Source organism: Hoyosella sp. YIM 151337, from assembly GCF_026041215.1.
Classification (GTDB): domain Bacteria; phylum Actinomycetota; class Actinomycetes; order Mycobacteriales; family Mycobacteriaceae; genus Hoyosella.
In genome coordinates, this window is record NZ_JAPEIQ010000043.1 from 93715 (window position 1) to 107406 (window position 13692).

The window sequence follows — 13692 nt, forward strand, 5'->3', positions numbered from 1 at the left end:
GATGCCGACGGACGTTCCTGAACTCCTGAATACCGCCGACGTCACCGAATGGGAAGACTCCGCGGACGTCATTGTCGTCGGATTCGGCGTCGCCGGTGCCTGCGCGGCGATAGCAGCCGCCGAGGCCGGTGCGGAAGTCCTGCTTCTCGAACGTGCCGTCGCGAGCGGCGGCACCACGGCTTTGTGTGCCGGACAGATCTACCTGGGCGGGGGGACACCCGTGCAGGAGGCCACCGGGATCAGCGACGATGTCGCCGACATGTTCCGCTACATCGAAGCGGTGAGTCCCGCTCCAGATACTGAAAAAATCCGGCTGTACTGCGAGGGCAGCGTCGATCACTTCGTCTGGCTCGAATCCCTGGGTGTGCCCTTCGAAAGATCGTTCTACGCCGGGAAGGCGGTTTATCAGCCGGGCACTGAAGGGCTTATGTGGACGGGCAATGAACTTGTGTGGCCGTTTCGCGATCAGGCCCGGCCCGCGCCGCGTGGCCACAAAGTTGCCGCTCCCGGCGAGACTGGGGGTGCCGAACTCATGCGGATACTCACCAAACACGTCGAATCCCTCCCGATCCGTGTGCAGTACGAAACACGGGTACGGAACTTGATCGCGGACGACACCGGGCGAGTTACCGGCGTGCATGTAACGCGAGTGGGCGGAGATCCCGCGAATCTCCGCGCAGGCAGCGTCGTCCTTGCCGCGGGCGGTTTCGTGATGAACAAGGAAATGATCGCGCGCTACACGCCACGACTGGCCAGCGGGTTTATGCCGTTAGGCACGCCGGGTGATGATGGACTGGGCATCAGGCTGGGGCAGTCCGCGGGTGGCGTCCCTGTCCACATGGAAGGCGCGTTCATGACGGCCGCGTTCTATCCGCCGCCCCAAATGCTCAATGGCATCATCGTGAACGGGGCGGGCCAGCGGTTCGTCGCTGAAGACTCGTATCACGGCCGCACCGCTGGCAGCGTCCTTGCGCAGCCAGACGCGCGGGCCTACCTGATCCTCGACGCTGAAAGCACGGCATGGCCGGAGATTCCGCTCGCACCGTTCATTGACGGCTGGGAGAGCATCGAAGAGATGGAAGCGGCGCTTGGAATCCCGGCCGGCAACCTCGTGGCGACGCTGGCGGAGTACAACTCGAACGCCGGACGCAGTGAAGATCCGGAATTCCACAAGCACCCGGACTGGCTGACACCACTCGATGCCGGACCTTGGTCGGCATTCGATTTGTCGCTGGGCAAAGCATCCTACGTCGGGTTCACGCTTGGCGGGCTCTGCACCAGCGCTGACGGGCAGGTCCTCGGAGCGAGCGGCCCCATAGCAGGGTTGTATGCCGCTGGTGCGTGCGCATCGAACATCGCGCAGGATTGTTCCGGATATGCGAGTGGAACGTGCGTTGGCGAGGGGTCATTTTTCGGCCGCCGGGCGGGTGTACATGCCGCGGCCGAGGTTCGTGCGCACGTCAGCTGACCTGGGGCGTGCCCTCTTAGCGCGCGAGGGAGGCTGGACCGGATCCGTCAGTCGTCATTGTTTAGCGATGCCAGCGAACGCGACCCAGAGAGGTCAGCGATCTCCTTCTTCCAGGTGACGAGATCGTCGGGGCAGAATGTTATCGCCGCGACGCCGCTTAGACGGGTGGGCACCGCGTTCGTTCCCCCTACACGTGGACACGGAGGCTCCTTGCTACCGGGACGAGGAGCCTCCGTGATGCATGTCTGGCAACTACGGGGCGAGGTGCTTGGCGAAGAAGGTGTTGAGCTTGTTTACCGCCTGGGTGACGTACTGCTCGACGTCATACAGGTCCACATGGGTTGCGCCGTCGATCTCGAACAGCTCGGCGGTTTCCCCGGCAGCGGAGACCGCACCGTCACTGAAGCCCTTTGTCTCGGCCTCGGTGCCGGCGATCATCAGCAGCGGCCGCGGTGAGATCTTCCCGACTCCGGCGTACGCATCGAACTGATCAAGCTGGTCGACACTGCGCAACGCGAATTTGCCGATCGAGCGCGGGTGCTGTGCTCGCGGGGTCTTGTAGTAGTCGAAGAACTCCCGCACTGCCTTCGGTGTCGAATCGTCCACCGCGTCGGGCAGCACCGGCACCATGGGGACCTCCTCGCCCCTGGCCTCGGCAATCCGGGCGGCACCGGCCTGCTCAACCAGTTTCGCGAACCCGTCCGGGTCCGGAACACGGAAGAAGCTCGTGGCATCCGCGCCGCTGACGGTAGCGACCGCCTTCATCCGGTGATCGGTCTGCGCAGCAAATGGAACATATCCACCGGAAGCGCAGATCCCCAGCACACCAATCCGTTCCGGATCCACGTCCGCGCGGGTGCTCAGGTACGTCACCGCGCTGCGGAAGTCCTCCGCACGCTGGAACGGATCCTCCAGGCCCCGCGGCTCACCCTCACTCTCACCCTGATACGCGGCGTCGAACGCCAGCGTGACGAAACCCAGCCCGGCCAGCCGCTCAGCGTAAAGCCCCGCGGTCTGCTCCTTGACACCGGTCATTGGGTGGCCGACAACGATCGCAGGCAGCCGTCCCTCGGCCTCATCCGGGGTGTAAAGATGCCCGGCAAGCTGCAGATTGCTGCTGACGAATCGAACATCGGACTTGATAGTCATGATTACCTCCGTGGTCGGGGCTCTCGATCCGTCTACCGGATCGCGTGACATCAAGTCTCTGCGCCACCGCGGGACCTATGAAGGCACAAACTCATCCTGGGAAAGAACTATCCCAGGATGGATGAAGCGCCGAAGCTAACCTTGAAACATGGCCAGCACGGTACAGCCCGCACCACACCTGCGTGAGCTCGGAGCTTTCCTTAAAACTCGCCGGGGCGAGCTCACTCCGCCCAATGTGGGACTGCCGGATCTTGACCAGCGCCGACGGGTGAGTGGGCTGCGGCGCGAGGAAGTCGCGCAGCTCGCCGCGATCAGTACCGACTACTACACCCGCATCGAGCAGGGACGTCTCGCGCCCTCCGAGTCCGTACTAGAGGCACTTGTGAGCGCTCTGCAACTTGATACCGACCAGGCCGAATATCTCGTGAGCCTGGCAGATCACGCAGCGCACCGATCTACACCCCGCCCGGCACAAAACCGCACCGGCATGAGCCGAGTCCGCCCACAGGTACGCCGTCTGCTCGACCAGCTCACCGAAACCCCCGCCATAGTGCTCGGGCCGCGCACCGACATCCTCGCCTGGAACTCGCTGGCCACCAAGGTATACGCCGACTTTGACCAGATGTCTCCCCGCGAACTGAACTACGTCCGGCTCATCTTCACAGACCCCCGGATGCGCGAGCTCTTCGCCGATTGGCCTTCGGTCGCCCGATCTTGCGTTGCGATCCTGCGCCGTGAGGCTGCCGCGAACCCTGCCGACCCCGCCCTCTCCGCCCTCGTTGGCGACCTCACCATCGCCGATCGCCAATTCGGGCAGTGGTGGGCAGCGCGCAATGTCGCCCGCCAAGACTTCGGGACTAAAATTCTCAACCATCCAGTCGTTGGTGAACTCACCCTCGACTGGGAAATCTTCCGCTACTCCGGAGCACCCGAACAACAACTCGTACTCAACTCCGCTGAAGACGGGTCACCAACCCAGCAGCGCCTGGCACAACTGACGCATCCTAGAACATGACAACGCCCCGCAGATTACGACCAGCGTTCATGTCGTCAAACCCCCTAGGAACCTCGTCGAGCGAGTACCGACTAGTGATCAGCTCGTCCAGCCGCAGCGTTCCATTCTTATACATTTCCTTCTGCAGCCGCTAAAAGCGAGCAGATCAACGACTGCTCACAACCTCGCCCCCCACCATCGTGAGAGTCGGCTTTATAGCGCTGATGTGTTCGGTCGCCACAACGTTCTGATCAAGGACAACGATGTCAGCGAGCTTGCCGACCTCAATAGTTCCCGATTCGGTGTCGAGGTGATTGGCATACGCCGAACCGATTGTGTAGGCGTCTAGTGCGGTGCGCAGATCGAGTGCTTGCTCGGCTTCCAGGGGGACAGTCAATGCCTCCACACCAACAGCGTGGGGGTCCTCGGGCGGCGCAGTCCGGTGTACTGCGGTATGCAGCGCCCACATAGGATTGGGGTCGGTCACGGGCCAATCACTGCCCATCGCGAGTCGTGCGCCCGCGCGTGCCAGGGAGCCGAATGGGAAGTGCCATTTCTCACGCTCCTTGCCAAGCAGCGGCAGTTTCCGCTCGACGATTTCGGCGTCTCGACGCGCCCATAGCGCCTGGATGTTGGCGATCACGCCGAGTTCCGCAAACCGGGGAACATCCTCAGGGTGTATGACATCGACGTGCGCGATTTGATGACGGTTGTCGGTGATCCCATTTGCGGTCCGGGCGTATTCAAGCGCATCAAGCGACTCGCGCACTGCCCGGTCGCCAACGGCATGCAAGTGGATCTGGAAGCCATCGGCATCAAGGAGTTGAGCAATATGGCGCAGTTCGTCCGCGTCGATGAACGACATACCCCTCTGATCTGCAGGGCCGTGAGACGTGAGATAGGGGCTGAGCATCGCGCCAGTGCAGTTCTCGCAGATACCGTCTTGCATGATTTTGACGCTTGTGGCCCGAAACCGTTCGAACTGTCCGAGCATTCGGCGTGCACGCAGTTCGTCCATCTGCGCGAGACCGCGCTCGGGAGTCCACCATAGAGCGCCGACAACGCGAGCCGTGAGCTGCTCTTTCTCCGCCACGCTCACATAGGTGGGCAGGTTGTCCGGGGTGCCCCACATGGAGCCGATGATCGCGTCCTGCCAGGCAGTCACACCGAGCGAATGGAGGTGCTGTTGAGCCTCGAGCAGCGCGCGCTCCATCAGCTCGGCAGAGGGCTTCGGAACCAGCTGCGCCACAAGATCAGCAGCTGCCTCCACGAGAACCCCTGTTGCTGAACCGTTCTCGTCCCTGTTGATTCGGCCGCCGGGCGGATCGGGGGTGGTATCGGTGATTCCCGCGAGCTGGAGAGCGCGGCTGTTCACCCACACCCCGTGGGCGTCATGGCTCCCGAGGATTGCGGGCCGGTCCGCCACGACCTCGTCGAGGTCGTGGCGCGTTGGCAGGCTGCCGGGAAATGCATCGCCGTACCAACCGGACCCGGTTATCCAGTCGTCGTCGTGCGTTGCGGCGTATGCCTTGATGCGCTGCAGGTACGCGTCGCGAGAATGCGGTAGCTCAGACAGGTCACATCGCAGTCTGCGAAGTCCGGATTCCAAAGGATGCACATGGCCGTCCTGGAAGCCAGGCATGATGGTTCCCCCGGCCGCATCGATGACTTCTGTCCTTGGCCCTGACAGTTCCAGCACCTCATCGCCGCCGATTGCAGCGATTCGGCCGGACGTGATCGCGATGGCGCTTGCGGGCTCGCGAATCGCCGGGGCTCCGAACACATTACCGCCGCGAATAATGGTGTCTGCGTCCATCTTTCTCACCTCACCAAGACCGATTCTGCGTGCAGGGGCTCCTCGGGTGCTGGTTTGCGGTGCGCGGGCGTATGCCGGGTGGCAAGCATATAATAGGCACCGCCCGAAACGACCAGCCCAATAATCCAGGCGACGTCAACACCGCCTAGCACTGTTGCCAGCGGTCCTGTGTACAGCGAGGTCACCGCGAACGGAATCTGTACGACGATGCCAAGCAGATAAGCGCCCAGCGCCGTCCAGTTCCAGTAGCCGTAGCGGCCGCCATCGGCGGCGAAGAACGCTGCCACGTCGTAGTCTCCGTGACGGACCAGGAAGTAGTCGACCAGGTTGATCGCGGACCACGGCACAAGCACGTACAGCAGCAGCAGAATAAAGTTCTTGAAACCGACGAGGAAGTCACCCTGCCCCGCGATCGCGACTGTCAGTCCCACAGCGTGCAGCGCGATGGTTGTCACCACTCACTGGGTAACCAGCCTTTACGGAACGTCTCTCCAAGGGTAAGGGCGTTGAGCATCGCGCAATAAATGTTTCCGGCGTTGGTACTTGCAGATGCTAGCGCGAAGGCGATCAGTACAAAGACACCCAGGCCACCGAGGAGGGTGCCGAGGCCGACCATCGGTTCGCTGCCGGGGAGGGCCGCACCTACCAGGGCGCCCAGGCTCATGACAAGCACGGTGCTCAGCACCGAGCCGCCATAGGTGCCCCAGAATGCGCCTCGCGATCCGATTCCAGCGGGAAGGTATCGGGAATAGTCCGAAACATATGGGGCATAAGCTTTTTGCCACACAGCTCCGATCGCCATGACCGAGAAGAAGCCCACCGCATTGAAGTCTCCGGAGAGCGTTGTGCCGGATAAACCGGAAAAACCTAGCCACAAGAGCGACGCGACGATCAGGAGTCCGATGATCAGCGCCCACATCGTCACAACGACACGGATCAGTTTGAGGCCGAAGATCGAGATGGTCAGGCTGATCGTCGTGGCGATGCAGATGCCGGCGGTGACGCTCAGCGCGGGAATCACTTGATGGAGAGCCTGCGCGCCCACCACGAGGTTGGAGATGAAGAAGCCGACGAACATCACGAGTGCGATGGCGACGATGAGCGCGGCTCCTCTGGCGCCGAACTGTCCGCGAGCTTGCAGCATCTGCGGGACACCTAGCTGCGGACCCTGCACGGCGTGCAGGGCCATAAAGACACCGCCGATGAGGTTACCGATGACGATCGCGGCGAAAGCCCACCAGAACGGGAGTTCAAAGAGAACGGTGGAGATTGCACCCGTCACGACAGTGAGCGGCAGCATATTGATGCCGAGCCAGATACCGAACAGTCCTTTGCCGGAGCCGTGCCGCTCAGCGAGCGGAATTGGTCCGATGGTGTGACGCTCCAGCAGACTAGAGGTCGCGCGTGGCTTCTCTGACGAAGCGCTGAGAGGCTTCATTGAGTTCCTTCCGAGGGGCTAAGCTGCGTCGGTGTGAAGTAAGTTCGCTAGTTCACCGATCGCGTTGACGATCAGACCGGCTTCGGATTGCGTCACGGCCATGTTGTAGTTGATCGGCGGGAAAAACACCCGCAGGTGCGCTGCCGCGTACGGTTCGACGCAGATCCGCCATTCCTTGTGTTGCGGTGACCATGTGACTGTGCAGGAGGTCAGATCCACTGCCTGCACAAGCGCGGCGAGCGCGGGGCCAGTCAGCGGGGAGGTGAGGGGGCTGGCTTCGTCGCTGGATGGCTTCCACTGAAAGCGGCGCTCCTTCGAACCGGTGACCTTGAGTTCGAGCACACACGGTTGCTCGGGGCCGCGGGCAGTGGGGACGATCGCCCCGGCTTGCAATTGGCTGATCCGGCCGAGGAGCATGCGGCGCACCCGGAACTGAAGGGTGACCTGGTAGGTGGCATCGGCTAACCGCAGGCGCTGGGGCTGGCGCTCTGTGACGGTCATTCCGGCCTGCTGGAAGGGGAATGCCTGCGCATCGAGCCGAGTCGGGCGGGACATTGTCATCGTCATCGGACGCTCCCAGGAGTCGCAGCCGCTGGTTCCTCGTCCGCGGGCAACGCCTCCGGCAAGGCAGTCGGCGTGAAGAAGGGAACCTTCTTGACCACTCGCAGCCAGATCACCGCATACCCAATGATGAGCGCCGCGCAGACACCGGAGCCGATCCAGATCGTGGTTCGCATCTCTGGATCTGGGTGAATGTTGACGATCATCCACAGGCACATCGCGATCCCTACCACCTGTGGCAATGGGTAAAGCGGGGTGCGGAATCCGCGACGCGCATCAGGGTAGCGGCGCCGCAGGACTACGACGTCGACCTGCGCGAGAATGTATGAGAGCAGCCACATTACGGTCGCGATGAGAATAAGCGTCAGGATCGACCCGCTGTCGGCGATCGTGACGATCGAGGTAACGATCACCGCCGTCACGGCGAACACAGCTACCCACGGGGTGTGGAACTTCGGGTGCACCCACGCGAAGATGCGGGGCAGCATGCCGTCGCGGGCGAGGCCGTACAGCATCCGGGGGACAGCGGCGAGGATAGCCGAAACGGAGCTGGCAGCAGCGAGAACTGTTGCGGCGGTGAGGATAAGCAGCCCTGCGTGGCCGGCTATTCCCTCGGCAACAAGCAGGTGCGGTATGGCGGAGGTTGCGAGTTCGTCGAGTCCGACGTACCTCAGGGCGGCGAAGCCGAACAGCATGTCGACGCAGAAGACTGTCACCAGACCGACGATCATCGCTCGGGGGATAATTTTGCCGGGCCGCCGGATTTCCTCGCTCATGGGGCATATGAACTCGATTCCGATGAAGAGGTAGATGCCCATCGCAATAAGACTTGCGACTTCCACCCACCCCGCGGGGTTAAACGGAATCGGATCGGTCTGGGTGACGCCGCCCCCGAGTTCAAGGAGTCCCGTAAGCCCGAATCCGATCAGAACAAGCATCATCAAGCCTGTGATAATCGCCTGGACCCGGCCGAATGAACGCACCCCCAGCAAGTTGATGACGCAGAACAGCACCGTCACCACGACAGCGAACAGCGCTGGTGAGATGGCAGGGAAGAGCGATTGGGCGGCGAGTCCGCCGACGAACTGATTCGCCGGTTCCACCGTTGCGACGAGCACGAGATACCCGGCTAGAACACCGAAAATCGCGGGCCCACGGCCGAGTGCGGGCGCGGTGTAGGCGCCGATCATGCCAGCACCCGGAATGAGGTTCGCCAGCTCCGAATAGGAGAAGGCGATGAGAATCATGATGAGGAGTGCGGCCCCGGCCGCTACCATAAACGCCGGCCCACCGAGGCCGAAGCCGTTGCCCAGAGTGGTTAGTGTGGTGGCGGCGACAACGAGGCCGATCCCGGTGAAGAGGGCGCCCCAAAACCCCAGGGCACGCTCAAGTTTGGGTGTGGTCACGACGATCAGATCCCTTCAGGGTGCGGGTCTGAATCAGTGTTTGATCCAGGTTGTTTTCAGCCCGCTGTATTTGTCGAGGGCGTGGAGCGACAGGTCGCGGCCGAAACCAGATTGGCCGAACCCGCCGAAGGGGGTTTGTGCGCTGAGCGCATCGACGGTGTTGACCGAAACCGTGCCCGCGCGCAGCGCAGCGGATACTCGCAGTGATCGCGACAGATCTGCTGTCCACACGGAGGCCGCGAGGCCGTAGACGCTGTCGTTGGCGAGTTCGATCGCGTGCGCTTCGCTGTCGAACGGGGTGATGCAGAGCACCGGTCCGAAGATTTCTTCCTTCGCGATCCGGCTGGCTGGGTCAACGTCGGCGAACACGGTCGGTTCGAGGAAGCAGCCCCGCCCATCAACATAGGTCCGGGCGCCGCCGGTAAGGAGCCGGGCGGAGTTGCGGGCCTCTTCGATGAAGCTAAGAACCTGCTGGATGTGGTCTTCGTTGACCATCGCACCCATTCGGCTAGCTGGGTCGAGGGGGTCGCCGGGTGCGTACTCGCGCGCCGCTGCGGTGATCTTTGTCAGGACCTCGTCGTGGATCGACCGGTCGACGAGTAAGCGCGAGTTCGCTGAACACACCTCGCCCTGGTTGGCGAAGATGCCCCCGCATGCCGCGGCCACGGCAGCATCGAGGTCAGCGCAGTCAGCGAATATCAGGTTGGGACTTTTGCCGCCGCATTCGGGCCAGACTTGTTTGAGATTCGATTCGGAGGCGTAGCGCAGGAACAGTTTCCCGACCGCGGTGGAGCCAGTGAACGCGATGCAGTCCACATCGGGGTGCAGGCCCAACGCTTTGCCTGTGATTTCGCCAGGCCCGGTGACGACGTTCAGCACCCCATCAGGGAGGCCCGCCTCTGTCGCCACTTCGGCGAGCCGGAGCGCTGAAAGCGATGCTTGCTCGGCCGGTTTCAGCACGACACTGTTGCCGGCCGCGAGTGCGGGGGCAAGTTTCCACACCGCCATGTCGAGCGGGAAGTTCCACGGCGTGACAGCGCCGACCACGCCGAGTGGCTCGCGGGTGACGAGCGCGAGATTCCCTGGCTCGGTTGGTGCGACCTCACCACTGATCTTGTCGAGCGCCTCCCCATAGAAGGCGAAGAGTTCCGCCGCGGAGGGCACGTCGATGGTGAGCGCATCCGTGACAAGTTTGCCCATGTCCATGCTGTCCAGCAGGGCCAGCTCATGGCGATTGTCGAGAATTAAACTGGACAGGCGCTGCAGGACACTTTTCCGGTGCGCGGGTGAGGCGCCGGACCACTGCCTGCTGTTGAATGCCGAGCGTGCCGAGCGGACTGCCTTGTCGACGTCAACAGGGCCGGCGGACGCGACGTGCGTTAGCAAGTCGCCGGTGGCGGGGTTGATCGACTCAAACGTGCCGCCAGATTCGGCGGGACTGAACTTGCCGTGGATGTAGAGGTCGCTGCGGGGCTCGATGGCGGCTGCGCGCTGTTGCCATTCGGCAAGGGTGCTCGGCTCGGTCATGTCGCTCCTAGTAGTTGCTGACCGGCTGAACCGGTGTAATCGGGAGATAGGTGACGGGTTCTTCGGCGAGTTCGGCGACTTCGCGGAGGTATGGCACTGGTCCGAGGGGCTGCGGTTCGTCGAGTTCTTCGGCGTAACGGTGGCCGGACCAGACTGCTGCGGCGATCGTCGACGGTGCCCAGGCGTCGCCGATGCCCCGCACGCTTTTCAGGTCTGCGGCAGCCCATTCGGACTGGCGCGCCTGAAGTTCGTGGTAGAGCGAATCATGTGGCAGCCGCGCCGTGATGAGCACGATGCTGTCGGCAGTGACGGTGGATTCGTCGCCGGTGAAGGCGCATGCGGTGCGCACGCCGTCGGGGGTCACTGCGGTGACTGCGGTGTTGGTCAGCACTGTTACGCCGGCGCGGATAACGCGCTTGCGCACCCGGGCGACCTCGAGCGTATTAGTCGTCCACTGTGACACGTGTGCGGCTGGCGTGATCAGCGTGACGTCGAGGCCCTCCTTCGCGAGAAGTTCCGCGACCACACTGCCCATGTAGTAGTGGTCGTCGTCGAACACGACGACTTTCGGTCCGCGCGGACGCTGGCCTGCCATGATGTCGTCAGGGCTCAGCACCTCGGCCCCTTCAGCGACGTCAATCGGTCGCGTGTGCCACCGGCCTACTCCGTCCCGGCGCCAGCTCGATCCGGTGGCGACGACGACGTGCTGGAAGTCGTTCTCGATGATGTCGTCCGCTGTCATCTCGCTCTGCCGGAAGATGTCGACATTGCTGAGTTTCTCGAGTTGCTGAAGCCGGTAGTCGACGACGCGGATCCAGGCTGAGAGACCCGGCAGTTGGGACTCGCGTGCCACGCGACCGCCGAGGTTTCGGGTTGCTTCCGCAAGGCTGACCGAGTATCCGCGGTTGCCGAGTGAGCGGGCTGCTTCAAGCCCGGCGGGCCCGGCGCCGACGACGAGGACGGTGGAGTCACTGGACTTGGGGCGGATCCGCTCGGGGTGCCAGCCGCGGCGGAACTCCTCACCCATCGTCGGGTTCTGGGTGCAGCGGATCGGGGACATGGTGAAGTCGCCGGAGACGCAGATGTTGCAGCCGATGCACTCGCGGATGTCTTCAAGGTCCCCCGTCTCGATCTTGCGGGGGAGGAAGGGGTCAGCAATTGACGGCCGGGCAGCGCCAATGAGGTCTAGCACTCCGCTTTTGACTTGGTGCACCATCATGTCTGGTGACGTGAAACGGCCCACCCCCACGACCGGTTTGGTGGTGAGCTGCTTGAGTCCGCGGACGTACGGTTCCTGCTCGGCTTCGGGGCCGAAGCGGGAGGTGACGGAGTCGTCTTCCCAGCTGCCGAGTACGAAGTCCCACAGATCGGGGTGTTCACCGAGCATGCCGATGACGTCTTCGATTTCGGCGCGGGTGATGCCCTCGTCACCGAGGAGTTCGTCTACCGAAATGCGGCAGGCGACCGCTGCTTTTCCGTCTGCTTCCTCGCGGGTGTCTTCGAGGATCTCACGAAGAAGGCGTACCCGGTTTTCGAGGCTGCCCCCGTACTCGTCCGACCGGTTGTTGTAGCGGCGCGACAAGAAGTGGTGCAGGCCGCCGATCGCATGTCCGGCGTACACGTAGACGATGTCGTAGCCGGCGGTGATCGACCGGCGTACTGCTTCCCGGTGCCAGAAACGCATGTCTGCGATATCTGCTTTGGTCATCTCCCTGGCCTGGACGGGGTCGTAGTTCCAGGACACAACAGGCAGATTTTGTGGCCCCAGCGGTGTTTCGCGACTGATGAGGTTCGGGCTGTTGAGGCCGTTGTGCGCGAGTTCGATTCCGGCGAGCGCACCGCCTTCGTGAATCTTCTCGGCGATCCGCGCGACGGCGGGGATGTCCTGGTCGTCCCAGAGCCGGAGTTCGATGAAGGGCCCGATGTCTGAGGTCGGGTGTATCTCCACCTGCTCGGTGCAGACGACGGCCCATCCGCCTTCAGCCTTAACGCGGCGCATGTAGGCCTCGCCGGAGGGATCGCGGTATCCCATGCCATTGCAGTGCGGCACCTGAAAGAATCGGTTCCGGGCGGTCACTGGCCCGATTTTGACCGGCTCGAAGAGGATGTCGTACCGGGGGTCTCGCATTGGGTGCTCCTGGAAGCTGATCGACTGATGCCGTCGCCGGCGGGGCTGTGCGGCGTGAGCGCTCCGGGCATCATGTGAGGCAACTCACGCCGTTAGGTCAATTGTTTGCCCTACATTGGCAACAGTCAAAGCGTCGTTTTAGTTGATCTGCATCAGAAATACAGATTTATAGTGGTAGATGACCACTTCCGCCAGTGGAGGGACGAGAAATGCGCCGTCGGCCCGACGTGACACTCACACAGCTCCGTTATTTCGTGACGGCGGCCACGTACTCGAGCATGACCAGGGCGGCCGAGGAATTGCATATCGCGCAGTCCGCGGTCTCGGCAGCAATCTCGCAGCTTGAACAGCAAATCGGCACCCAGCTGTTCATCCGGCAGCGTGCGCGCGGGCTGGTTCTCACCGCAGCTGGGGAGGAGATGCTGCGCGACACCACCGCTCTGCTCGCGCATCTTGGTGAGGTGCTTGATGCCGCGAGCGGCCACGTGCATACCGTTCGGGGCACGGTGCGGTTCGCATGCTTTGTGACGCTCACGCCGTTCGTGCTGCCCCGATTGATTTCGGACGTGGGTGCTGCGCACCCGAATCTTGAGGTGCAGGTGGCGGAGATGCAGGCCGACGCCATTCGCACTGCTTTGCGCAACGGCGCGGCTGAACTCGCGCTCACCTATGATCTCGCTCTCGGGCCGGGGGTGGAGACGGAGGTTCTCGGGTTCGCGGAACCGCACGTCATCCTGCCGCGTGAACACCGCTTCTCGGATCGCACTTCGGTTCGGCTCCAGGAGCTTGCCGACGAATCAATGATCCTGCTCGACTTGCCGGATAGCCGCGACTACTTCGAGTCCATTTTGGTGGCTGCAGGCGTCGTGCCCGACATTCGTTATCGCTCGGCCAGCTACGAGACGGTGCGCGGCCTCGTTGCGCGGGGACATGGCTTCTCGATTCTCAATCAGCGGCCCGTGCACAACGAAACATATGACGGCGGCCAGGTCAGCGTAGTCGCCATTGATGGGGATGCGCCGGCGCTGCCGATTGTGCTTGCTCGGCTGCAGGGTGTGCGCAGCACCGCGCGTGCCCGCGCGGTGGCAGCTGCGGCGCGGAGGATCTTTGGTGTACCGCAAGAAAGCTGATCCCCGCCACATCTGAATTTCAGATTCTATTCCACGATAATCCGTGTTTTACAGATCGCCCGCTGGCTTCCCATG

12 protein-coding genes are annotated in these 13692 nt (G+C 62.8%); 3 read left to right on the forward strand and 9 right to left on the reverse strand.

Going from position 1 to position 13692, the window contains the following annotated elements:
• Position 1: 1 nt before the first annotated feature.
• The gene (locus ONR57_RS20800; RefSeq protein ID WP_265125621.1) at positions 2–1468 is read left to right on the forward strand and encodes an FAD-binding protein; all 1467 of its coding nucleotides are present in this window, start codon (positions 2–4) and stop codon (positions 1466–1468) included.
• A 47-nt stretch (positions 1469–1515) separates the two neighbouring features.
• Here the strand turns inward: ONR57_RS20800 and ONR57_RS20805 are convergent, their stop codons facing one another.
• Positions 1516–1641, reverse strand: coding sequence for a hypothetical protein (locus ONR57_RS20805; protein ID WP_265125622.1), 126 nt, complete (start codon positions 1639–1641; stop codon positions 1516–1518).
• A gap of 79 nt (positions 1642–1720) precedes the next feature.
• Entirely contained in the window at positions 1721–2617 is an 897-nt protein-coding gene (locus tag ONR57_RS20810; RefSeq protein WP_265125623.1) for an alpha/beta hydrolase, read from the reverse strand.
• Between the two features lie 148 nt (positions 2618–2765).
• Here ONR57_RS20810 and ONR57_RS20815 point away from each other — a divergent pair, with 148 nt between their 5' ends.
• Entirely contained in the window at positions 2766–3632 is an 867-nt protein-coding gene (locus ONR57_RS20815) for a helix-turn-helix domain-containing protein (protein ID WP_265125624.1), read from the forward strand.
• Between the two features lie 145 nt (positions 3633–3777).
• Here ONR57_RS20815 and ONR57_RS20820 read toward each other — a convergent pair whose 3' ends face one another.
• Genes ONR57_RS20820 through ONR57_RS20850 form a run of 7 tightly spaced genes read right to left on the reverse strand, consistent with a single transcriptional unit; the run spans position 3778 to position 12487 of the window.
• Positions 3778–5427, reverse strand: a complete 1650-nt coding sequence (locus tag ONR57_RS20820) for an amidohydrolase (protein ID WP_265125625.1) — start codon at positions 5425–5427, stop codon at positions 3778–3780.
• Positions 5428–5432: 5 nt separating this feature from the next.
• Entirely contained in the window at positions 5433–5882 is a 450-nt protein-coding gene (locus ONR57_RS20825; RefSeq protein ID WP_265125626.1) for a cytosine permease, read from the reverse strand.
• A complete protein-coding gene (locus ONR57_RS20830) occupies positions 5879–6865 on the reverse strand; it encodes a cytosine permease (RefSeq protein WP_265125627.1) in 987 nt (328 codons plus the stop codon). The genes ONR57_RS20825 and ONR57_RS20830 overlap by 4 nt, the downstream gene beginning before the upstream one ends.
• Before the next feature lie 18 nt (positions 6866–6883).
• Positions 6884–7432: a DUF3156 family protein gene (locus ONR57_RS20835; protein ID WP_265125628.1), complete on the reverse strand. Its 549-nt coding sequence runs from the start codon at positions 7430–7432 to the stop codon at positions 6884–6886.
• The gene (locus ONR57_RS20840; RefSeq protein WP_265125629.1) at positions 7429–8832 is read right to left on the reverse strand and encodes an APC family permease; all 1404 of its coding nucleotides are present in this window, start codon (positions 8830–8832) and stop codon (positions 7429–7431) included. The genes ONR57_RS20835 and ONR57_RS20840 overlap by 4 nt, the downstream gene beginning before the upstream one ends.
• A 33-nt stretch (positions 8833–8865) precedes the next feature.
• Entirely contained in the window at positions 8866–10359 is a 1494-nt protein-coding gene (locus ONR57_RS20845; protein WP_265125630.1) for an aldehyde dehydrogenase, read from the reverse strand.
• 7 nt (positions 10360–10366) lie between these two features.
• Complete coding sequence (locus ONR57_RS20850) at positions 10367–12487, reverse strand: FAD-dependent oxidoreductase (protein WP_265125631.1); 2121 nt, start codon at positions 12485–12487, stop codon at positions 10367–10369.
• 209 nt (positions 12488–12696) lie between these two features.
• On the opposite strand from ONR57_RS20850, the gene ONR57_RS20855 reads away from it, so the two are divergent.
• On the forward strand, positions 12697–13617 hold the full coding sequence (locus ONR57_RS20855) for a LysR family transcriptional regulator (protein WP_265125632.1): 921 nt from the start codon (positions 12697–12699) through the stop codon (positions 13615–13617).
• Positions 13618–13692: the final 75 nt, after the last annotated feature.

Coding starts and splice junctions, on each gene's coding strand:
- ONR57_RS20800 (WP_265125621.1), top strand. CDS start 2: ATGCCGACGGACGTTCCTGAACTCCTGAATACCGCCGACGTCACCGAA.
- ONR57_RS20830 (WP_265125627.1), bottom strand. CDS start 6,865: ATGAAGCCTCTCAGCGCTTCGTCAGAGAAGCCACGCGCGACCTCTAGT.
- ONR57_RS20810 (WP_265125623.1), bottom strand. CDS start 2,617: ATGACTATCAAGTCCGATGTTCGATTCGTCAGCAGCAATCTGCAGCTT.
- ONR57_RS20850 (WP_265125631.1), bottom strand. CDS start 12,487: ATGCGAGACCCCCGGTACGACATCCTCTTCGAGCCGGTCAAAATCGGG.
- ONR57_RS20820 (WP_265125625.1), bottom strand. CDS start 5,427: ATGGACGCAGACACCATTATTCGCGGCGGTAATGTGTTCGGAGCCCCG.
- ONR57_RS20835 (WP_265125628.1), bottom strand. CDS start 7,432: ATGACGATGACAATGTCCCGCCCGACTCGGCTCGATGCGCAGGCATTC.
- ONR57_RS20815 (WP_265125624.1), top strand. CDS start 2,766: ATGGCCAGCACGGTACAGCCCGCACCACACCTGCGTGAGCTCGGAGCT.
- ONR57_RS20855 (WP_265125632.1), top strand. CDS start 12,697: ATGCGCCGTCGGCCCGACGTGACACTCACACAGCTCCGTTATTTCGTG.
- ONR57_RS20845 (WP_265125630.1), bottom strand. CDS start 10,359: ATGACCGAGCCGAGCACCCTTGCCGAATGGCAACAGCGCGCAGCCGCC.